Source organism: Veillonella sp. AF13-2 (genome assembly GCF_003603295.1).
Classification (GTDB): domain Bacteria; phylum Bacillota; class Negativicutes; order Veillonellales; family Veillonellaceae; genus Veillonella; species Veillonella parvula_E.
Window position 1 is genome coordinate 127886 of record NZ_QTMT01000001.1, and the last position, 21910, is coordinate 149795.

General features: G+C 39.3%; 18 protein-coding genes. All 18 read left to right on the forward strand.

Going from position 1 to position 21910, the window contains the following annotated elements:
• The 18 genes from rlmH to mmdA all read left to right on the forward strand — a co-directional run bounded on the left by rlmH (nucleotide 1) and on the right by mmdA (nucleotide 21900).
• Nucleotides 1-480 (forward strand): 23S rRNA (pseudouridine(1915)-N(3))-methyltransferase RlmH, encoded by a 480-nt coding sequence (gene rlmH / locus DWV85_RS00570; RefSeq protein WP_123137803.1) that lies wholly within the window; start codon nucleotides 1-3, stop codon nucleotides 478-480.
• 111 nt (nucleotides 481-591) lie between these two features.
• The gene (locus DWV85_RS00575) at nucleotides 592-1047 is read left to right on the forward strand and encodes a CBS domain-containing protein (RefSeq protein WP_004696521.1); all 456 of its coding nucleotides are present in this window, start codon (nucleotides 592-594) and stop codon (nucleotides 1045-1047) included.
• 163 nt (nucleotides 1048-1210) lie between these two features.
• Entirely contained in the window at nucleotides 1211-2515 is a 1305-nt protein-coding gene (gene tig, locus DWV85_RS00580) for a trigger factor (RefSeq protein WP_008601449.1), read from the forward strand.
• Between the two features lie 36 nt (nucleotides 2516-2551).
• Nucleotides 2552-3145, forward strand: coding sequence for an ATP-dependent Clp endopeptidase proteolytic subunit ClpP (gene clpP, locus DWV85_RS00585; protein WP_004696517.1), 594 nt, complete (start codon nucleotides 2552-2554; stop codon nucleotides 3143-3145).
• A gap of 12 nt (nucleotides 3146-3157) precedes the next feature.
• On the forward strand, nucleotides 3158-4411 hold the full coding sequence (clpX, locus tag DWV85_RS00590; protein ID WP_008601448.1) for an ATP-dependent protease ATP-binding subunit ClpX: 1254 nt from the start codon (nucleotides 3158-3160) through the stop codon (nucleotides 4409-4411).
• A 65-nt stretch (nucleotides 4412-4476) separates the two neighbouring features.
• On the forward strand, nucleotides 4477-6786 hold the full coding sequence (lon, locus tag DWV85_RS00595) for an endopeptidase La (protein WP_123137804.1): 2310 nt from the start codon (nucleotides 4477-4479) through the stop codon (nucleotides 6784-6786).
• Nucleotides 6786-7484 (forward strand): ribosome biogenesis GTP-binding protein YihA/YsxC, encoded by a 699-nt coding sequence (gene yihA / locus DWV85_RS00600; RefSeq protein ID WP_123137805.1) that lies wholly within the window; start codon nucleotides 6786-6788, stop codon nucleotides 7482-7484. The genes lon and yihA overlap by 1 nt, the downstream gene beginning before the upstream one ends.
• The gene (locus tag DWV85_RS00605) at nucleotides 7481-8452 is read left to right on the forward strand and encodes a polyprenyl synthetase family protein (RefSeq protein ID WP_123137806.1); all 972 of its coding nucleotides are present in this window, start codon (nucleotides 7481-7483) and stop codon (nucleotides 8450-8452) included. The genes yihA and DWV85_RS00605 overlap by 4 nt, the downstream gene beginning before the upstream one ends.
• A 1-nt stretch (nucleotide 8453) precedes the next feature.
• Nucleotides 8454-9344 carry a twin-arginine translocase subunit TatC gene (tatC, locus tag DWV85_RS00610; protein WP_123137807.1) on the forward strand — a complete coding sequence of 297 codons (891 nt, stop codon included), beginning with the start codon at nucleotides 8454-8456 and terminating at the stop codon, nucleotides 9342-9344.
• 20 nt (nucleotides 9345-9364) lie between these two features.
• Nucleotides 9365-12022: a valine--tRNA ligase gene (locus DWV85_RS00615; RefSeq protein ID WP_123137808.1), complete on the forward strand. Its 2658-nt coding sequence runs from the start codon at nucleotides 9365-9367 to the stop codon at nucleotides 12020-12022.
• Between the two features lie 12 nt (nucleotides 12023-12034).
• Nucleotides 12035-13342 (forward strand): folylpolyglutamate synthase/dihydrofolate synthase family protein, encoded by a 1308-nt coding sequence (locus DWV85_RS00620; protein ID WP_123137809.1) that lies wholly within the window; start codon nucleotides 12035-12037, stop codon nucleotides 13340-13342.
• 9 nt (nucleotides 13343-13351) lie between these two features.
• A complete protein-coding gene (locus DWV85_RS00625; protein ID WP_123137810.1) occupies nucleotides 13352-14590 on the forward strand; it encodes an O-antigen ligase family protein in 1239 nt (412 codons plus the stop codon).
• Between the two features lie 527 nt (nucleotides 14591-15117).
• On the forward strand, nucleotides 15118-16623 hold the full coding sequence (locus DWV85_RS00630; protein WP_123137811.1) for an acetyl-CoA hydrolase/transferase family protein: 1506 nt from the start codon (nucleotides 15118-15120) through the stop codon (nucleotides 16621-16623).
• Nucleotides 16624-16651: 28 nt separating this feature from the next.
• Nucleotides 16652-18298, forward strand: coding sequence for a methylmalonyl-CoA mutase family protein (locus tag DWV85_RS00635; RefSeq protein ID WP_004698747.1), 1647 nt, complete (start codon nucleotides 16652-16654; stop codon nucleotides 18296-18298).
• Nucleotides 18299-18326: 28 nt separating this feature from the next.
• Nucleotides 18327-18722, forward strand: a complete 396-nt coding sequence (locus DWV85_RS00640) for a cobalamin B12-binding domain-containing protein (RefSeq protein WP_004696492.1) — start codon at nucleotides 18327-18329, stop codon at nucleotides 18720-18722.
• Nucleotides 18723-18801: 79 nt separating this feature from the next.
• Entirely contained in the window at nucleotides 18802-19740 is a 939-nt protein-coding gene (gene meaB, locus DWV85_RS00645; RefSeq protein ID WP_004696489.1) for a methylmalonyl Co-A mutase-associated GTPase MeaB, read from the forward strand.
• Nucleotides 19741-19791: 51 nt separating this feature from the next.
• The gene (gene mce, locus DWV85_RS00650; RefSeq protein ID WP_004696488.1) at nucleotides 19792-20214 is read left to right on the forward strand and encodes a methylmalonyl-CoA epimerase; all 423 of its coding nucleotides are present in this window, start codon (nucleotides 19792-19794) and stop codon (nucleotides 20212-20214) included.
• A gap of 156 nt (nucleotides 20215-20370) precedes the next feature.
• Nucleotides 20371-21900 (forward strand): methylmalonyl-CoA decarboxylase subunit alpha, encoded by a 1530-nt coding sequence (gene mmdA / locus DWV85_RS00655; protein WP_004696486.1) that lies wholly within the window; start codon nucleotides 20371-20373, stop codon nucleotides 21898-21900.
• Nucleotides 21901-21910 lie beyond the last annotated feature (10 nt).

Sequence of the window (21910 nt, forward strand, 5' to 3'; positions counted from 1 at the left end):
ATGAGATTTTATGTAGTCTGTATTGGCAAATTGAAGGATGCTTACTTGCGAGATGGAGTTGCAGAGTTTGTGAAACGTATGCGTCCCTATGGTGGAATTACAATTACAGAACTGAATGAAAGTAAAATTGGAGATAAGCCGAGTGATGTGGATCGCAAACAAGTTGTTGCCGAAGAAGGAGTCCGTTTATTAAAAGCGGTTCCTAAAAATGCGTATACCGTATTACTTGATGTGTACGGCAAAACGATGTCCTCTGAAGAACTAGCTAAGACGATATCAAAACTTGAGGTAGATGGTGTAAGCGATATGGCTTTCATTATTGGCGGTGCCTTTGGAGTGAGTGATACATTACGTCAGACTGCAAATTATAAATTATCCTTTAGCCCTATGACATTTACTCATCAAATGGTTCGATTGCTACTTGTAGAACAAATTTATCGAGCATCAAAAATCAATCGCAATGAACCTTATCATTGGTAGAAGACGTAGACCTAAAAATTATTTGTATAATACTTTCAGAAAAAAGGAGTTTTATTATACTGTGGCGAATAGTATAATAAAGCGAGATGTATTTATAAGGAGGAATTCACTATGAAAATCCAAGAAGTAATGAATAAATACCCTGTTACTGTTGGCAAAGATGCGCCGATTTCTGATGTAGCTGATTTATTGGTTAAATATAATTTAACAGCTGTGTCCGTAGTGGATGATGATAATAAGTTGTTAGGTATTATCTCTGAAGGTGATTTACTTTATAAAAAAGTACGTCCTCATGTGCCTCATTATGTTAATGTATTAGGCGCTAGCATCTATTACAATGGCATCGGTGAATACAATGCTCAATTTAAAAAATTATTGGCATCTCACGTTCATGAGTTGATGACTGATGAAGTAATTACAACCACACCGGATAAAGATGTAGAAGAAATTGTATCTGTTATGCTTGATCAACATTTGAAAAATGTGCCAGTTGTAGATAAAGAGTATCGTTTGATCGGGATTTTGTCTCGTCGGGACATTATCAAATTGATTGCTAAAGATAACTAATTAGCATAATTATGTAAAATATGTAAAGACCACCCGTTTTGGGGTGGTCTTTTAGTGTATATTGAGAAGAATTGCATTGACCTTGCATTTATGTTATTATTAGGAGTGCATAATATACTACAGAAATTTGGGCATATTGCCCTTCGAGGAGGACATATTTTAAATGAAAGCAACTGTAAATCCTGTTGATCAACACGTAGTAACGTTAACTATTGAAGTACCTGCAGCAGAAGTAGATAAAGGCATTAAACAAGCTGTAAAACGCATTGCAGGTCAAGTGAACATCCCTGGCTTCCGCAAAGGACATGCGCCTCGCCGTATTTTAGAAATGAACTTCGGTAAAGAAGCTATCTTGGAAGAAGCGTTTGAAGTATTGGCTAGCCAAAACTATAGTGCTGCACTTCGTGAAAATGATATCGTGCCTGTATCTGAACCTGAAATCGAACGGGAACAATTCGAAGAAGGCAAAGATTTGATTTTCAAAGCTACTGTAACTAAACGCCCTGAAGTTAAACTTGGCGATTACAAAGGCTTAGAAGCAGATAAACAAGATGCTACAGTATCTGATGAACAAATCGAAGAACAGTTGAACAATATTCGTGAACAACAAGCAAAAATGGTTGTTGCTGAAGAAGGCGCTACAATTCAAAAAGACGACTTTGCAGTAATCGACTTTGCTGGTTCCGTTGATGGTAAACCTTTTGATGGTGGTGAAGGTAAATCCTACCCATTACAGATCGGTTCTGGTAGCTTCATTCCTGGCTTCGAAGATCAATTGATTGGCGCTAAAGCTGGTGATGATGTAACTGTAAAAGTAACATTCCCTGAAGACTACTTCGTAGCAGAACTTGCTGGTAAAGAAGCAGAATTCAAAACTCATATCCATGATATTAAACGTAAAGAATTGCCTGAATTGAATGATGAATTCGCAAAAGAAGCAAGCTCTTACGAAACTATTGAAGAATTGAAAAAAGATCTTCGCACTAAAATGGAGGAAGAAGCTTCCCGTCGTGCAATCGATACTTACAATGCTGACTTGATTCAAACAGCTGTTAAAAATGCAACTGTAGAAATCCCAGAAGTAATGATTAAAGATCGCGTAGAACAAATGATTCAAGAATTGGCTATGAATATGGAAGGCCGTGGCTTGAAACTTGATGACTACTTGAAATTCTCCAATAAAACTATCGAAGATTTACGCTCTGAATACAAAGATTCCGCAGCTGAAAACGTACGCGCTGATTTAGTATTGGATGCTATTGCAACTGCTGAAGGTATCGAAGTAACTCCAGATGATATGAACCGTGAAATCTTCATTATGGCTCAAAACTTTGGGGCAGATCCTAAAGAAGTTTGGGATATTATTGCAAAAGAAGGTCGTGTAGCTATGTTGGCAGGCTCTGTAGCTCGCAAAAAAGCAGCTCGATTCATTATTGATAATGCAAAAGGCGCTGAAGCGGCTGAATAATAGTTTGCTCAACTAGGTACATGAAAAGGTGATTACATGTATGTACCAATCGTAGTTGAACAAGGTGAACGCGGAGAGCGTTCCTATGATATTTACTCTCGCTTGTTAAAGGATCGCATTATTTTCCTTGGTGGCCCCATCGATGATAATGTGGCAAATGCGGTTATTGCGCAAATGTTATTCCTGGAAGCAGAGGATCCTGATAAGGATATCCATTTGTACATCAATAGCCCTGGTGGTGTTGTAACCGCAGGTATGGCTATTTATGATACGATGCAATATATTAAACCAGATGTGTCTACTATTTGTGTAGGCTCTGCAGCGAGCATGGGTGCTGTGCTTTTAACAGCTGGCACTAAAGGTAAACGATATGCGTTACCTCATGCGCGCATCATGATTCACCAACCATTAGGTGGTGTACAAGGACAAGCATCTGAAATTGAAATCCATGCCCGTGAGATTCTTCGCATGCGTGAAGAGTTAAATGGTATCTTAGCTTCTCGCAGTGGACAAGATATTGAAGTAGTAGCTCGCGATACAGATCGCGATAACTTCATGAGTGCTCAGGATGCCGTTGAATACGGCTTAATTGATGAGGTGCTCACAAGAGAACCTGTAGAAAGCAAGTAATGGAGGCGCCCCTTGGCAAAAGATAAAGACACTATGCGCTGCAGTTTTTGTGGACGCACAAGCGAAGAAGTCCGCAAATTAGTGGCGGGGCCTAACGTGTATATTTGTGATGAATGCGTTGAAGTTTGTGAACGCATCATTGCAGATGAGTTGGGTGCGGTTGAGACGGACGACTTCAACTTAAAAGAATTGCCAACGCCGAGAGAAATTAAAGCTCATCTTGACGAATATGTTATTGGTCAAGATGATGCTAAAATCTCTTTAGCCGTGGCTGTATATAATCACTACAAACGCTTACAAACAGATAATGTAGTAGATGATGTAGAATTACAAAAGGCTAATGTATTGTTCATTGGTCCTACTGGTAGTGGTAAAACACTATTGGCTCAAACCTTAGCGAAAATGCTAGAAGTGCCATTTGCTATTGCAGATGCTACAAGCTTAACTGAGGCTGGGTATGTGGGGGAAGATGTAGAAAACATCTTACTCAAAATTATTCAAGCTGCAGATTATGATATAGCTCGGGCTGAACGTGGCATTATCTATATCGATGAAATCGATAAAATTGCTCGTAAGTCTGAAAATCCTTCTATCACACGTGATGTGTCTGGTGAAGGTGTACAACAAGCATTGCTTAAAATCTTAGAAGGTACCGTTGCTTCTGTTCCTCCTCAAGGTGGTAGAAAGCATCCTAATCAAGAAATGCTTCAAATCGACACTACGAATATTCTCTTTATTTGTGGTGGAGCATTTGATGGTATGGACAAGGTTATTACTAAGCGTACCGCTAAGAAAACACTTGGTTTTGGTGCAGATGTACAGCGTAAAGAAGAACGTAATGTATCGGCTATCTTAAAAGATGTTGTACCTGAAGATTTATTAAAATTTGGTTTGATCCCTGAGTTTATTGGACGTTTGCCTGTAATGGTGACATTAGATCAATTAGACAGAGATGCATTAATTCAAATTTTAACAAAGCCTAAAAATGCATTAACAAAACAATATGAAAAAATTCTATCCCTTGATGGTGTAGAGTTAACTTTCACTGAAGATGCATTAGAAGAAATCGCTGATGAAGCATTACAGCGAAAAACAGGTGCTCGTGGTTTGCGTGCTATCATTGAAAAGGTGATGAAACGCGTAATGTTTGAGGTTCCTTCCATGCCGGAAGTAACTAAGTGCATTGTGAATCGTGAATCCGTATTAAGCACAGGTGAACCTATACTCAAAAATGAGGCAGACCAAGACATCCAGTTGAAATCGTAATTCGAAGAAACTCATTTCTGTGTAGGAATGAGTTTCTTTTCATAATATATATACCTGGAGGAAGTATGAATTTACTCGAAGTTGGGATCCCTACCGTACCTCTCAGAGGCATGGTAGTATACCCGAATATCGTGATTCACCTCGATATCGGTCGAGACAAATCCATTAAGGCGGTGGAAGCCGCAATGAATGAGGACCGCATTTTAGCCGTCGTAACTCAAAAAGATGATGCTGTAGATGCACCAACAGTTCATGATTTAGCCCAAATGGGTACATTAGTAAAAATTAAACAAATGTTGCGCTTACCAGGTGGTATAGTACGTGTTCTTGTAGAGGGCATCACTCGTATTCGTCTTATGAATATCACTAGCATGGATCCTTATTATATAGGAGACTATGAACGAGTGGCGTCTGAATTTGAAGACGATGTAGAGCTTGAAGCTTATCGTCGTTTGGTTCAAGCTAAATTTGGCGAATGGGCAGAAGAAGCTAAATCAGTTACTGATGAAGGTGTAACGCGCGTTATGGAATTACGCAATCCTTGTGAATTAGCTGACCAAGTTGCATTTCTATTGCCTATTAATAATTTGAAACGTCAAGAGTTACTTGAAGAATTATCTGTGGCTCGTCGTCTTAACATGATTGTAGGCATTTTAAATATGGAATTACAAATCTCTGATTTGGAAAATTCCATCAATAATCAAGTCCGTCAATCTATGGAGAAAGCGCAGAAGGAATATTTCTTGCGCGAAAAAATCCGCGTTATCCACGATGAGTTGGGTGATAAAGGTGACCCAGAGGAGGAGGCAGAAGAACTACGAGTTAAGTTAAAAGCACTTAACTTAAGTGAAGACGTACATACGCGTATCGATAAAGAAATTTCTCGTTATAGCCGTATGCCTCAATTGATGCCGGAAGCAACAATTTTGCGTAACTACTTAGATTGGGTATTAGCATTACCGTGGAACGAATTAACGGAAGACCGTTTAGATATCAAGGGTGCTCATGCTATGCTCGAGGCCGATCATTATGGCCTTGAAAAGGTTAAGAAACGTATTTTAGAATTTTTAGCGGTTCGTAAATTAACCGGTAAAAATAGTGGCTCTATTCTTTGCTTAGTAGGTCCACCAGGCGTTGGTAAAACCTCTTTGGCTACCTCTATTGCTAAAGCAATGAATCGTAAGTTCATCCGTGCATCTTTAGGTGGTGTTCGTGATGAAGCTGAAATTCGTGGTCATCGACGTACTTATATTGGTGCTTTACCTGGTCGTATGATTCAGGGACTAAAAAATGTAGGTACTAAGAATCCTGTATTTTTGTTGGATGAAATTGATAAATTAGCATCTGATTATAAAGGCGATCCATCTTCAGCTTTATTAGAGGTATTGGATCCAGAACAAAATAGTACATTTAGTGATCACTTTATCGAAGTACCGTTCGACTTCTCTGAAGTTTTCTGGATTACTACGGCTAATGTAGCATCTAATATTCCTGGTCCATTGTTAGATCGTATGGAAATTATTGAGTTGTCCAGCTATATGGAAGAAGAAAAACTAGAAATTGCTAAGCGTTACTTAACACCTAAGCAAATTAAGAAAAATGGACTTGAAGATTACAAGGTTAAATTATCTGATGCTGTGTTAAAAAAGGTAATTTCCGAATATACTCGCGAAGCTGGTGTTCGTACTTTAGAGAAAACAATTGCTAAGATTTGCCGTAAGATTGCTTTCAAAGTAGTTGAAGAAGGCGGAGATGCGCCAAAAGTCACTACTAAAAATCTTCACGAATTCTTAGGCGCATCGATCTTTGTTGACCAAGAGCGAGAAAAGAAACCACAAGTTGGCTATGTAAATGGATTAGCTTGGACATCTGTTGGTGGTGTAGTATTACCATGTGAAGCTACAACTATGAATGGTACCGGTAAATTGGCTTTAACTGGTAGTCTCGGCAAGGTTATGCAAGAATCTGGTCAAGCGGCTATGAGTTATATTCGCCATAATGCAAAAGCCTTAAAAATTGAAGAAGACTTTTATAAAAAACTTGATATTCACGTTCACTTGCCAGAAGGGGCAACACCTAAAGATGGTCCTTCTGCAGGTATTACAATGACATTAGCTATGGTGTCTATTTTGACTAACCGCAAGGTTCGTTCTGATATTGCCATGACTGGTGAAATCACATTGCGTGGCCGCGTATTACCAATAGGCGGCTTAAAAGAAAAATTATTAGCAGCCTTGTCTCATGGCGTTAAAGAGGTGTTGATTCCAAAAGGTAATGAAAAGGATATTGCAGAATTACCTGACATTGTGAAAGAAGGCCTCATTATTACGCCAGTTAAGACAATGGATGAAGTATTAGCAAAGGCACTTGTGTAATGCAAAAGAAGAAAAAATCCACTAAACAAATGGGCCCAAAACCACAATATACACGAAAAGAACCGAAGGGGCCTCGTATTATAGCTGCAAAATATAATACTTCCTGTGTGAAGGCAGATCAATATCCTGAAGGGGATACAGTAGAAATCGCTTTCCTTGGACGTTCTAATGTGGGCAAGTCTTCGTTGATTAATTCTTTATGTAACTATCGTGGGTTAGCCCTCGTTAGTGGTCAGCCAGGTAAGACTAAGACGATAAACTACTTTGATATTGAATCAAAAGAGGATATTTCTGAGACAGAGGAACGCAGATATAATTGGTTCCTTGTTGACCTTCCTGGCTATGGTTTTGCAAAGACAAATAAAGGAAACCGCAATTTGTGGTCTTCCTTTATTGCCGATTATATTTTACATTCTGAACGATTGATGTTGTTATGCCTACTTATCGATGGTCGTCATCCTGAGATGCCTATTGATAAGGTGGCATTTGATTGGCTTGTCGAAGCTGGTGTGCCATTACAAATTGTAGTGACTAAAGCCGATAAATTGACGGCTAAAGAAAAGTCTGCAAACTTGGCTATTATTAAAGAACTATATCCAACGGCTACATCGCCGATTCTGTATAGCTCTTTAAAGCATACTGGACGTGAGCTTTTACAACAACGAATCAATAAAATTTTGGTAGGAGATGAAGCATGAGTCAAACCAACGAATTAGAGATTATGGAACGCATTGCTTTAGATTTAGAGCGTGTCGAAGAGTCTCTTGCATCATCTTTTAATACCGGTGTAGAGGACTTCAATGCACTGATTCGACCGTTATCAGCAGCAGGTGGTAAGCGTTTGCGCGCTCAATTGTGCCTATTGATTGCTAATGCAGGGGCATCTATAGAGCGTCAACGCGTCAAAATTGCTGAGGCTGTTGAAATGCTTCACTTAGCAACACTTATCCATGACGATGTATTAGATCAAGCTGAAATTCGCCGAGGTGAAGATACCATTCACATGCATAAAGGCAATAAGGTAGCTATCCTTAGTGGTGATTATTTATTTGCTAAAGCATTTAAAATCGTATCTGAAATGACGAATATGAAGTATCTTCAAGTCTTCTCTCATATTATTACATGCCTTGTAGAAGGTGAGTTCATGCAAATGGAAGATGTATATCGCATCGATCAAGGTATAGAGCGTTATATGACAAAAACGCAAAAGAAAACAGCAGACTTCATGGAAGGCTGTATGGAACTTGGTGGTCTCTTAGGAGATTGGCAAGAATCTGAAATCATAGAATTGAAAAAATATGGTCATGCATTAGGTATGGCATTTCAAATTACAGATGATATTATGGATTATCGTGAAACAACGGAAACGACAGGAAAGCCTGTAGGGAACGATCTTCGAGAAGGACTATTGACGTATCCGTTATTAAGTATCGTTAACGATGGTAATAAAGATAAATTGCTTGAAGATATTAAAGGCTTAAACAATGGTGGTAATGAGCAAGACATTATCGATTATGTTGTTGCTCAAGGTGGTATCGATAATACATTAGCTGTAGCTGATAAATATTGTAAAGATGCTTTAGCGGCACTCGCTGCAGTGCGTGATTTTCCAGGGAAGGAATTCCTTGTGATGGCTGTAGAAAATCTAGCTGATAGAAAGGTATAATATGGAACCGTTCGAACCAAAACCGGATTTCGAATATCCCATGCAAAAACCTTCTTTTGATAGTGTAGTTCGTCAAAAACGGCGTGAAGCAGAGCAAAAGGCTGAGCAAGAACGGTATAGAGTGGCGAATTTACGCGTTCCTGAGGAACAGGAAAATGAGCCGATTTATACTGAAATGGAACAGAAGATGATGGACGAGGCGAGGGAATTATCTCTTGTAGGACATCTTTCAGAACTGCGAAAACGATTGATTATAATGGCTGTAGCGGTTATTGTGGGAACTTGTATTTCATATTATTATGTAGACTTATTATTGGAAATACTTCTAAAACCAGCTGGCAAGCTCTATTATATGAGACCTACTGAGGCGTTCTTTACGTATATGAAAGTATCTGTAGTAGGAGGCCTCGTCATAGCGGCTCCCATTGTATTGCATCAGATTTGGCTATTTGTTAAGCCTGCACTGACTGCGCGAGAAAAGCAGTTATCTAACTGGATTTTACCAGTTGCGATTAGTCTATTTGGAATAGGTATTGTATTTTCTTATTTTCTCGTATTGCCTGCAGCAGTGAAGTTCTTTATGGGCTTTGCCACAGATGAATTACAACCGATGTTTTCCATTGGTCAGTATATGGACTTTGTATTGTCCTTTGTACTGCCTTTTGGATTTATCTTTGAATTGCCGTTGATCTTAATTATTTTGGGATATTTCAACTTAATTACATCACGCTTTTTAAAAACGAAGCGAAAAATATTTATTCTTATATCCTTTATCATAGGTGCTGTCATTTCACCTACACCGGATATGTTTTCTCAAACGATGATTGCATTACCTATGATATTGCTATATGAAACAAGTCTATTTGTATTGGCTAAGATTATGAAGCGCTAAGGAGTATTTTAGGAGGAACGATGAAAACCTACGAAAATTTAACCACATATAATCCTGGTGAAATAGAAGGCAAATGGTATTCTTATTGGGAAAATCAAGGATACTTTCACGAAGAAGTAGACACGAATAAAGAGCCATTTAGTATCGTATTACCACCTCCTAATGTAACTGGTATGTTACATATGGGGCATGCCCTTGATAACACATTACAAGACATCCTCATCCGTTTCAAACGCATGCAAGGCTACAATGTATTGTGGATGCCAGGTACAGACCACGCTGGTATTGCTACACAAATCAAAGTAGAAGAGATGCTTGCTAAAGAAGAAGGAAAATCTCGCTATGATTTGGGCCGTGAAAAATTCGTAGAGCGCGTGTGGGAATGGAAAAAAGAATATGGTGATACTATTGTAAAACAAATCCGTAGCCTTGGCGCATCCTGTGATTGGACCCGTGAGCGATTTACTTTGGATGAAGGGTATTACCATGCAGTGCGCGAAGTATTCGTAAGCCTCTATGAAAAAGGGTTGATCTATCGCGGTGAACGCATCATCAACTGGTGTCCTCGTTGTGCCACTGCGTTATCTGATGTTGAAGTTGAGCATGAAGACGAACATGGCCATTTATGGCATATTAAATATCCTGTAAAAGGTGAAGATAATCGTTTTGTTGTTGTTGCTACAACTCGTCCAGAAACAATGTTTGGTGACGTAGCAGTAGCAGTAAATCCTGATGATGATCGTTATAAAGATCTCATTGGTAAAACATTGATCTTGCCATTTGTTAATCGAGAAATTCCTGTAATTGCCGATGATTATGTAGATGCTAGCTTCGGTACAGGCTGTGTAAAAATTACACCTGCTCATGACCCTAATGACTTTGAAATGGGCCAACGTCATAATTTGGAATCCATCGTTGTTATGAACAATGATGCAACAATGAATGAAGGTGCTGGCAAATTTAATGGCTTACCTCGTGAAGAAGCGCGTAAACAAGTAGTAGCAGAACTTAAAGAATTAGGCCTACTTGAAAAAATCGATGATCATGACCATGCAGTAGGTCATTGCTCCCGTTGTAATACAATCATCGAACCAATGGTATCTAAACAATGGTTCGTAGATATGAAACCATTGGCAGAGCCCGCTCTTAAGGTTGTTAAAGACCACGAAGTAGAGTTCGTTCCTGAACGTTTTACAAAAACATATGTGAACTGGCTTGAAAATATCCGCGATTGGACGATTTCTCGTCAATTGTGGTGGGGCCATCGCATTCCTGCATGGTATTGTGATGACTGTGGTGAAACTATCGTTAGCCGTGAAGATATTACAGAATGTCCTCATTGCCACGGTCATGTTACACAAGATCCAGATGTTCTTGATACATGGTTTAGCTCTGGTTTATGGCCGTTTGCCACAATGGGTTGGCCTAAGCAAACTCCAGAACTTAAACAATGGTATCCAACAAGTGTGCTTGTAACTGGTTACGATATTATCTTCTTCTGGGTTGCTCGTATGATCTTTATGGCTCTTGAGTTTGAACATGAAATTCCATTTAAACATGTATTTATTCATGGTCTTGTTCGCGATAGCCAGGGCCGTAAAATGAGTAAATCTTTGGGCAATGGTATTAATCCGCTTGAAGTTATCGACCAATATGGTGCTGATGCATTGCGCTTTACTCTTGTAACTGGCAACACACCTGGTAACGATATGCGTTTCTATATGGAACGTGTTGAGGCTAACCGTAACTTTGCCAATAAGATTTGGAATGCATCAAAATTTGTATTGATGAACATTACTGATTATGATGAAAGTTTCGTTCCAACAGCAGATGATTTGACATTAGCAGACCAATGGATTGTTCAAAAATACAATGAAATAGTACAAAGCGTAACATCTAATCTCGATAAATTCGAACTTGGTGAAGCGGCAAGTTCCGTATATGATTTCATTTGGAATACGTACTGCGATTGGTACATTGAATTAGCGAAACCTCGTTTGTATAGTGAAAGCAACGAACGTGATCGTCGTACAGTTCAATATTTACTTGTAACAATCTTACGTCATATGCTCGAATTATTACATCCATTCATGCCGTTCGTAACTGAACATATTTGGCAACATTTGCCACACGAAGGGGACAGCATCGTTGTTACTAAATGGCCTGAAGCATTGAAATTCGATAATCTTGAAGGGGCAGCACGTCAAATGGAAGTTATGATGGATGCTATCAAAGGTATTCGTAACATGCGTGCTGAAATGAATGTGCCTTTAGGTAAAAAAGCTGAGGTTATCGTAGCGCCAACAGATGAAGCATTAGCTAAAACTGTAGCAGAACATAGTGACTACTTCGTAACATTGGCTTGGGCTGAGAAAGTAACAATTCTTAGTACCGATGATCCAAAACCAGAAAATGCGACTGTAACCGTTGTCAATGGTATGGAAGTATATCTCTTACTTAAAGACTTGATTGACGGTGAAAAAGAAAGAGAGCGTATTGCAAAGGAAAAAATCCAAATGGAAAAAGAAATTTCTCGTTTGGAAGGTAAATTGTCTAACCAAGGCTTCTTAGCAAAAGCTCCTGAAGCTGTAGTAGCAAAAGAAAAAGAAAAGTTAGAAGAATATAAACAAAAACAACAAGCGTTATTGGAACGTGAAGCGTTCCTTGAAACCTTATAATAGGAGGTTTATATGACAAATCAGGAGGCCTTAGCCTATTTGGAGCAGGCATCTTCATTTGGTATTAAACCTGGCCTTGAACGAATTACGGCTCTTATGGATGTGTTAGGGAATCCACAAGAAGATTATAAAATTGTTCATGTTACAGGTACAAATGGTAAGGGCTCGGTTACCTCATATATTTCCTACGCACTGTTTACAAGTGGATTACGGGTGGGGCGATTTACATCGCCTCACCTTCAATCCTATACGGAGCGTATTCAAATTAATGATGGAAATATAACAGAGGAAGCCTTTGGGACATTAATTAGTCGCGTAAAGGTTGCCGTAGATACTATTATTAACAATGGAATAGAAGCGCCAACACAATTTGAAATATTAACAGCTGCCGCATTTTTATTCTTTAAGGAGCAAGGTGTAGACTATGCCGTAGTAGAAGTTGGTTTAGGGGGCTTACTAGATTCTACTAATATCGTGACTCCAAAAGTATCTGTTATTACTAATGTAACAATAGATCATCAAGCATATTGTGGTGATACTGTCGAGGAAATTGCACGCCATAAAGCGGGGATTATTAAACCTAAGGTGCCTGTAGTGACAGCTGCACAAGATACACCTCTTAATATCATTGAGGACGTAGCTAAAAAACGACATGCCAAGCTTTATGTTTTTAATAAAGATTTTGGTATTGATAGCCGCAGCGCTGTAACGGGTGGTCAAATGATTACGGTTAGTTCTAACAATGCTGCACCTGCTATGTTGTTTACGACGATGGCTGGCATTCATCAATCTGTAAACCTCGCTTGTGCATTGATGGCCGTACGCCTGTTGATGAAAGAGGATACGAACATCAGTGAAGAAACAATGCGTGAAGGATTTGCCCGCACTACGTGGGCGGGGCGCTTTGAAGTTAAACGAGGCTTAGATCGTACCTTTATATTTGACGGTGCTCACAATGCGGCAGGGGCTGAGTCTTTTGCCATGACGTACAATGAACTATTTAAGGACACACCGAAAACGGTGGTAATGGCTATCCTTAAAGATAAAGACCAAGAGGCTATTATTCGTGAAGTGGTTAAATCTGGCGACACAGTCCTCGTTGTACCTGCACCAACAGATAGAACAGAGGTACCTGAGAGCTTGGTTGAAGTGATTCGCCGTACTGTGCCTAAGGTGACGGCTCAAACTGCAGAATCTGTTGAGGCTGCGTTAGCCTTAGCATACAAACATACAAAGAATGGTGATATCATTGCTGTATGTGGTTCTTTATATATTCTAGGGGATGCTCGTCAGTGGTTTTTCCATGAGATGAGTCATTGAGGTGAGATTATGGAGCTCTCACTCATTCCTAATCAGAAACGAATTACCTTTTATATTGAACGATTAATCTATGGTGTTGTCATTGCGATGCCACTTCAGCCAATGGTGGGAGATGTACTTCTCTGGTTGGCCATAGGTCTAGCATTATATGATTTAATTTCTAGTAAATCATTGAGTCTGCCGACCGGTTATCTATCTTGGACTGTTATGATCTTTGTTATCTGGACAGGTATATCGTCGTTAATGTCACCAAACTGGGATTGGTCTATTCAGAGTTGGTTCTACCAAATTGTGGCGGGTGGGGGCATGTACTATTTAGTTCGTACCTATATTCGAACACCTAAACAGTGGAACTATTTTCTTCGTGCCTTTTTAGGTACAGCCCTTCTTGTATGCATAATCGGGGCCTATCAGTATATATTTGTTCCTAATATACATATAAAAGAATGGGTAGATGCAGCACAATTTCCTAAATTGATGCGTCGAATGGCGTCTACATTGCAAAATCCTAATTTGTTAGGGGCCTATCTATTGATGGTACTAAGTGTATGTATTAGCTATATTCTTGTTTATATGAAAGAGAATCGTACACGTGAAGTCCTTACAATGCTGATCATTGGTGTTGCATTATTTTTAACAATGTTATTAACCTATTCTCGTGGTATTTGGATTAGTTTTGCGGCCATGATTCTGTATTGGGCTATTTTTGTAGAACGAAGACTGTTCTTATCTTTGTTAGTGGTACCGTTAATTCTATATTTCTATGAAGGTGAGGTTGCTTCACGACTTTGGTCTATATTCCAAGGACATGATACATCATCAGATCTTCGCTGGGCTCTATGGGATAGCACAATGTATATCGTACGAGAAAATCCAATCTTTGGTATTGGGTGGAATACATTCTACTTGGTTTATCCAGAGTATAACTATTATATTCAAGGTCCTAATGTATTAATGTATCATGCCCATAATTTATATTTAAATATACTGGCTGAAACAGGTATTCCTGGCTTACTATCATTCCTAGCAGTTATCGTCGGTCATGTTATTACATCTGTTCGTTTGAAAGGAGATATGTTCCGACAAGCTGCACAGATAGGTATAGGTGCTTTAGCTATCGGAGTTCTTTTTAGTGGATTGTCTGATTTTGAGCTCTATAGCCATCAAGTTGCTATTGTTTTTTGGCAGCTCCTTGGTTGGGTTGGGGCCTTTGTGAAAGTACAACTTTCCACAAAGGCCCCTATGTAAAAGGTATACTTTGTATAATTAGTAAGTTTTATTGTAGCGATACAATTTCATAGTATGGTATAATTTATACATACCTTAGCAGGGTAAGATCAAGTATATTTAACCGGTTTTCTAATGTTAGAATAATTGAACATTATTGCTCGCATTTGAAAATCGGTTTTTTGTATATCTATATCTTTATAGGAGTTGTAGCGGTCTGTTTTTGTATATATTATATTTTTTTATTATATTGAGAAGACTCTATATGTTGTATTGGGATAGTTCGATATACATAAAAAAACAACAATATATACTATTAAATTAATAATTCCTGTGAGTTATATCGGTGTGAATAAAACTTATGTAAAAATGTAAAAATCCATGCGTTTTAGTCATAATGCACGGGTAGAGTGTGATAAAAAATACATTTTAGTCATATAAGTTGACAATACATTGGATGTGGACTACGATGAAGTCGGTTTAAGGAACGTATTAGACCAAAGAGATTCAATTGTCGTTTAACAATGTTACTCTTAAAGGAGATGGTTATGGTGATAGACATCAAAGACCGCGTAAAAAATGTGGACCTGCAAGGTAAAATTGTCACTGCTTATGATGCAGCCCAGTTGATTAACCCTAATGATAAAGTTGGTATTTCCGGCTTTACACCATCGGGTTATGCAAAGGCAGTACCATTGGCATTGGCAGAAAGAATGGAAAAAGAACCATTCAAAATTGATTTGTGGACAGGTGCTTCCGTAGGTGATGAAGCTGATGGTGCGTTAACTCGTGCTAACGGTATCAATCGTCGTTTCCCATATCAAACAAATGGGGATACACGTAAAGCTTTAAATAGCGGTGCTGTTAAATACATCGATATGCATTTAAGCACAATGGCACAAAATGTTCGATATGGCTTCTTTGGTGATTTAGATGTAGCGATTATCGAAGCTGCACAAATTAACGAAGACGGCTCCATTGTTCCAACTACATCTGTTGGGAACTCTCCAACATTTGTTAGCCAAGCTAAAAAGGTTATCGTAGAAGTAAATGTATCTCAACCACTTTCCTTGGTAGGTATGCATGATATCTATGAACCACTCGATCCACCACATCGTAAACCAATTCCATTGGAAACACCTGGTGATCGTATTGGTACTGAAGCAATTCCTTGTGACCCAAGTAAAATTGTTGCAGTAGTACCTTGTGATGTTCCTGATACAACAAGACCTTTAGCGCCTATTGATGATGATGCAAAGGCAATGAGTCAACACCTTATTAAATTCTTCGAACAAGAAATTGCAGAAGGTCGTTTGCCTAAAAACTTGCTTCCATTGCAATCTGGTGTAGGTTCCGTTGCAAATGCGGTAATCAGTGGTCTTGCTAAAGGGCCATTCACAGATTTATCTATTTATACAGAAGTAATCCAAGACGGTATGTTTGACTTGATCGATGCTGGTAAAGTAACTGTATGTTCTGGTACTGCATTGAGTCCTTCTCCAGATGGGTTGAAACGTTTCTATGCGAATATTGATGAATATCGTAAAAAAATTATTCTTCGTCCGCAAGAAATTTCCAATAACCCTGGTATTGCCCGTCGTATTGGTGTCATTGCCATGAATACCGCTATCGAATTTGATATTTTTGGCAATGTAAACTCTACTCATATTATGGGTAGCAAAATGATGAATGGTGTTGGTGGTTCTGGTGATTTTGCACGTAGTGCATATCTCACTATCTTCTGTACTAACTCCGTTGCTAAAAATGGCGACATCAGTTCTATCGTTCCATATGTATCCCATGTGGATCATCCAGAACATGACACTATGATTTTCTGTACAGAACAAGGTGTTGCTGACTGTCGTGGTTTGAGCCCAGTGGAAAGAGCTCGTTTGATTATTGAAAAATGTGCTCACCCAGACTACAAACCTATGTTAACTGAATACCTAGAAAAAGCATTAGTTGCAACAAAGAATGCCCATACACCAATGTTGCTTGATGAAGCTCTTTCTTGGCATAAACGCTTCACAGAAACTGGAAGCATGAAAAAATAACCTGTTTTTTTAGGAGGATGATGAAAACATGGCTTACGAAAACTTAAAAGCCCAAATTGCTGAGTACAACAAACTTTGTGACGAAAAATGCGCAAAAACTCCAGAACGTCAAAACTTAAAATACAACCGTGTGTATACACCAGTTGATATTGAAGGCTTTGACTATGAACGCGATTTGGGAATGCCTGGCGAATTCCCTTATACTCGTGGCGTACAACCTACTATGTACCGTGGTCGTTTCTGGACAATGCGTATGTATGCAGGTTTCGCTACAGCTGAAGAATCTAACAAACGTTACCGCTACCTAATCGAATCTGGTGCAACAGGTCTTTCTTGTGCATTCGACTTGCCAACTCAAATCGGTTATGACTCTGATGATGTTATGGCTGAAGGCGAAGTTGGTAAAGTAGGTGTAGCGATTGACTCTTTGGCAGATATGGAAATCTTGTTCGACGGCATCGACCTTGGCAAAGTATCCACTTCCATGACAATCAACGCTCCAGCATCCGTTTTGTTGGCAATGTATATCGCAGTAGCTGAAAAACAAGGTGTACCTTCCACAGAATTGAAAGGTACTATTCAAAATGATATTTTGAAAGAATATGCAGCTCGTGGTACTTACATTTTCCCTCCAAAACCATCTATGCGTTTGATCACTAATATCTTCGAATATTGTTCTCAATACGTTCCAAAATGGAATACAATTTCTATCTCCGGTTACCACATCCGTGAAGCAGGTTCCACAGCAGCACAAGAAATCGCATTTACAATTGCTGATGGTATCGCATATGTAGAAGCAGCTTTGAAAGCTGGTCTTGATGTTGATACATTTGCTGGTCGTCTTTCCTTCTTCTGGAATGCTCATAATAATGTACTTGAAGAAGTTGCTAAATTCCGCGCATCTCGTCGCTTATGGGCAACAATCATGAAAGAACGTTTTGGTGCTAAAAAACCAAAATCCATGATGCTTCGTGTACATACTCAAACAGCGGGCTCCATGTTGACTGCACAACAAGTTGATAACAACATCGTTCGTGTTGCTCTTCAAACTGCAGCTGCTGTAATGGGCGGTACTCAATCCTTACATACAAACTCCCGTGACGAAGCTTTGGCTCTTCCTACAGAAGCATCTGTACAAGTAGCTCTTCGTACTCAACAAATCGTGGCTTACGAATCTGGTTTGGCTGACGTAGTTGACCCATTGGGCGGCTCTTACTATGTTGAAGCTATGACTAATGCTATCTATGACGAAGCTATGGCATACATCAAAAAAATTGATGAAATGGGCGGCGCTGTAGTAGCAATCGAAAAAGGCTACATCCAAAAAGAAATTCAAGAATCCGCTTACAAATGGCAAATGGAAGTTGAATCTGGCTTGCGCACAATCGTTGGCGTAAATAAATTCCAAGTCGAAGAAGAAGCTCCAAAAGACTTACTTCGCGTAGATGCTTCCGTAGGTGTTAACCAATCTAAGAAAACTCAAGCAGTTCGTGCTAACCGCGATCAAGCCGCAGTTGATAAAGCCTTAGCTGATTTGAAAGCTGGCGCAGCTGACGAATCTGTTAACTTGATGCCATTAATTCTTGCAGCAGTTAAAACATATGCTACTTTGGGTGAAATTTGTAATGTATTGCGCGAAGTATTCGGTGAATACGAAGCTCATTCCACATTATAATATCGGCTGATTTCGGAGGTAATATATCATGGCAGAAAAACGTATTAGAGTAATTGTAGCAAAACCAGGTCTTGATGGTCATGACCGTGGTGCAAAAGTAGTAGCACGCGCACTTCGCGATGCTGGTTTCGAAGTAATCTACACTGGTCTTCGTCAAACACCAGAACAAATCGTTGAAGCAGCACTTTCTGAAGACGTTAATGTAGTTGCATTATCTCTTCTTTCCGGTGCTCACAATACATTGTTCCCTAAAATTGTTGAACTTTTGAAAGAAAAAGGCATGGGGGATGTTCTTGTAATCGGTGGTGGCGTTATTCCTGATGCTGATATTCCTGGCTTGAAAAAAGCTGGCGTAGCAGCAGTATTCACACCTGGCACACCAACTAGCGATATCGTTAACTTTATTAAAGAAAACGTAAAATAATTGCTTAGGGCAAAGAGGGGTGCAACTCAAATAATTGGCTCCCCTCTATTCCCATATTCGAAGATAGGTGGTGAGGCGAATGGATTTAGTTAAAGGCCTTTTTGAAGGTTCTAGACTAGCCTTAGCACGGTCCATAACGGCTGTAGAAAACGAGTATGATAATGCCATCGATATTATGAAGGCCATTTACCCTAAAACGGGGAATGCACGTATTCTCGGTATTACAGGGGCCCCTGGTGCTGGTAAAAGTACTTTGACTGATAAAGTAGTTAAACATTATTTAGATCAAGGTAAAAAAATCGGTATCGTTGCCATCGACCCAACTAGCCCATTCTCTGGTGGTGCTATCTTGGGGGACCGTATTCGAATGAATGATTTAACATTAAATGAAAATGTGTTCATTCGAAGCATGGGCACGCGTGGTAGTCTTGGTGGATTATCTAAAAAGACTGCAGACGTTGTAAAACTCATGGATGCCTTTGGCATGGATTTAGTAATCATTGAAACTGTAGGCGTAGGTCAATCTGAAGTAGATATTGTAAAAAATGCTGATACTACATTGGTTGTACTGGTTCCTGGTCTCGGTGATGATATCCAAGCTATCAAGGCGGGTATTCTTGAAATTGGCGATGTATTTGCTATCAACAAAGCTGACCGAGATGGTTGCGATCGTTTGAATGTAGAAATTGAAATGATGCTTGACCTAGATTCTCGTGAAGTAAAATGGCGCCCACCAATTAAGCGCACAATTGCTAGTAAAGACCAAGGCGTAGATGAGCTTATCGACGCTTTAGATGAACATTTTGAGTATCTTGAAGATTCTGGTGAATTGGAATCTCGTCGGGCAGAACGTACTCGTGATGAAATCATCGCAATGATTAATGAACAAATTGGTCGTTATGTAGCTGATAAAATTGTTACAAGCGACGAATTTAATAGCCAAGTGGCAGCTGTTAATGAACGCGAAAGCGATCCATATACAGTTGTTAATGGCGTAATGACAAGCGTGCTAAAGTAGACGGCGACTACGTAGCATTAGAGATTTAGCCTTGAAAAGGAGATAATCAAAATGGCTTTTAAAGTATTACAAGTGGATCACATCGGTATTGGTGTTAATGATTTAGCAGCAACTAAAGAATTCTATAAAAATGCATTAGGCATTGAACATCTTCCTGAAGACGAAATCGTAGAAGAACAAAAGGTAAAAGTATCCTTCTTCCCTTGTGGTGATGCTGAACTTGAATTCTTAGAAACTACAACTCCAGATGGCCCTATCGGTAAATTTATCGAAAAAAATGGAGGTCGTGATGGTATCCAACACGTTGCATTGCGCGTTGACAATATTGAAAATGCTATTGCTGATTTGATGGCTAAAGGCGTTCGTATGATTGACGAAAAACCTCGTTATGGTGCAGGCGGTTCCTCAATTGCTTTCTTACATCCAAAAGCAACTGGTGGTGTATTGCTTGAATTATGTCAACGTATGAAATAATACAGTATCCAATTCACATCATTATATATGAGTTGTAGATATACATATACATATACATATAATTCTATGTTATATATTAAATATGTATGCTTCTTGAACTTTATTCATTTATGAAATAAAATGATACTGTAACAAGTTTTATTTGGAGGTGCTATAATGGCAACAGTGCAGGAAAAAATCGAGTTATTGCACGAAAAACTAGCTAAAGTTAAAGCTGGTGGCGGCGAAAAACGCGTTGAGAAACAACATGCTCAAGGTAAAATGACTGCTCGCGAACGCTTGGCTAAATTGTTCGATGATAATTCCTTCGTTGAACTTGATCAATTTGTTAAACATCGTTGTGTTAACTTCGGTCAAGAAAAGAAAGAATTACCAGGCGAAGGTGTAGTAACAGGTTATGGTACTATCGACGGTCGTTTAGTATATGCATTCGCACAAGATTTCACTGTAGAAGGTGGTTCTCTTGGTGAAATGCATGCTGCTAAAATCGTTAAAGTACAACGTTTAGCAATGAAAATGGGTGCTCCTATTGTTGGTATTAACGATTCTGGCGGTGCTCGTATTCAAGAAGCAGTAGATGCCCTTGCTGGTTACGGTAAAATTTTCTTTGAAAATACAAATGCATCTGGTGTTATTCCACAAATTTCCGTAATCATGGGCCCATGTGCGGGCGGTGCTGTATATTCTCCAGCATTGACTGACTTCATCTACATGGTTAAAAATACTTCTCAAATGTTCATCACTGGTCCTGCAGTAATCAAATCTGTAACTGGTGAAGAAGTAACAGCTGAAGATCTTGGTGGTGCAATGGCTCACAACTCCGTGTCTGGTGTTGCTCACTTTGCAGCTGAAAATGAAGATGATTGTATCGCTCAAATTCGTTACTTATTAGGCTTCTTGCCATCCAATAATATGGAAGATGCTCCATTGGTAGATACTGGTGACGATCCAACTCGTGAGGATGAAAGCTTGAATAGCTTGTTGCCAGATAACAGTAACATGCCTTACGACATGAAAGATGTTATCGCAGCTACTGTAGATAATGGCGAATACTATGAAGTACAACCATTCTATGCTACTAATATCATTACTTGCTTCGCTCGTTTTGATGGTCAATCCGTTGGTATCATTGCTAACCAACCAAAAGTAATGGCTGGTTGCTTGGACATTAACGCTTCTGACAAATCTTCCCGTTTCATCCGTTTCTGTGATGCTTTCAATATTCCAATCGTTAACTTCGTTGACGTTCCTGGTTTCTTGCCTGGCACAAATCAAGAATGGGGCGGTATCATTCGTCATGGTGCTAAAATGTTATATGCTTACTCTGAAGCTACAGTACCAAAAATTACTGTTATCACTCGTAAAGCATATGGCGGTTCCTACCTCGCTATGTGTTCCCAAGATTTAGGCGCAGACCAAGTATATGCTTGGCCTACATCCGAAATCGCTGTAATGGGTCCTGCTGGTGCAGCTAATATTATCTTCAAGAAAGACGAAGATAAAGATGCTAAAACAGCTAAATATGTAGAAGAGTTTGCGACTCCTTACAAAGCTGCAGAACGTGGCTTCGTAGATGTTGTAATCGAACCTAAACAAACTCGTCCAGCAGTTATCAACGCTTTGGCAATGCTTGCAAGTAAACGCGAAAACCGTGCTCCAAAGAAACATGGTAATATTCCATTATAATTCGATTCGG

Excerpts from the sequence above, each read along its gene's own strand:
- mmdA (WP_004696486.1), top strand. The coding sequence starts at position 20,371 with ATGGCAACAGTGCAGGAAAAAATCGAGTTATTGCACGAAAAACTAGCT.
- meaB (WP_004696489.1), top strand. The coding sequence starts at position 18,802 with ATGGATTTAGTTAAAGGCCTTTTTGAAGGTTCTAGACTAGCCTTAGCA.
- mce (WP_004696488.1), top strand. The coding sequence starts at position 19,792 with ATGGCTTTTAAAGTATTACAAGTGGATCACATCGGTATTGGTGTTAAT.
- DWV85_RS00630 (WP_123137811.1), top strand. The coding sequence starts at position 15,118 with ATGGTGATAGACATCAAAGACCGCGTAAAAAATGTGGACCTGCAAGGT.
- rlmH (WP_123137803.1), top strand. The coding sequence starts at position 1 with ATGAGATTTTATGTAGTCTGTATTGGCAAATTGAAGGATGCTTACTTG.
- clpP (WP_004696517.1), top strand. The coding sequence starts at position 2,552 with ATGTATGTACCAATCGTAGTTGAACAAGGTGAACGCGGAGAGCGTTCC.
- yihA (WP_123137805.1), top strand. The coding sequence starts at position 6,786 with ATGCAAAAGAAGAAAAAATCCACTAAACAAATGGGCCCAAAACCACAA.
- DWV85_RS00635 (WP_004698747.1), top strand. The coding sequence starts at position 16,652 with ATGGCTTACGAAAACTTAAAAGCCCAAATTGCTGAGTACAACAAACTT.
- DWV85_RS00620 (WP_123137809.1), top strand. The coding sequence starts at position 12,035 with ATGACAAATCAGGAGGCCTTAGCCTATTTGGAGCAGGCATCTTCATTT.
- DWV85_RS00640 (WP_004696492.1), top strand. The coding sequence starts at position 18,327 with ATGGCAGAAAAACGTATTAGAGTAATTGTAGCAAAACCAGGTCTTGAT.
- DWV85_RS00605 (WP_123137806.1), top strand. The coding sequence starts at position 7,481 with ATGAGTCAAACCAACGAATTAGAGATTATGGAACGCATTGCTTTAGAT.
- DWV85_RS00615 (WP_123137808.1), top strand. The coding sequence starts at position 9,365 with ATGAAAACCTACGAAAATTTAACCACATATAATCCTGGTGAAATAGAA.
- DWV85_RS00625 (WP_123137810.1), top strand. The coding sequence starts at position 13,352 with ATGGAGCTCTCACTCATTCCTAATCAGAAACGAATTACCTTTTATATT.
- tatC (WP_123137807.1), top strand. The coding sequence starts at position 8,454 with ATGGAACCGTTCGAACCAAAACCGGATTTCGAATATCCCATGCAAAAA.
- lon (WP_123137804.1), top strand. The coding sequence starts at position 4,477 with ATGAATTTACTCGAAGTTGGGATCCCTACCGTACCTCTCAGAGGCATG.
- tig (WP_008601449.1), top strand. The coding sequence starts at position 1,211 with ATGAAAGCAACTGTAAATCCTGTTGATCAACACGTAGTAACGTTAACT.
- DWV85_RS00575 (WP_004696521.1), top strand. The coding sequence starts at position 592 with ATGAAAATCCAAGAAGTAATGAATAAATACCCTGTTACTGTTGGCAAA.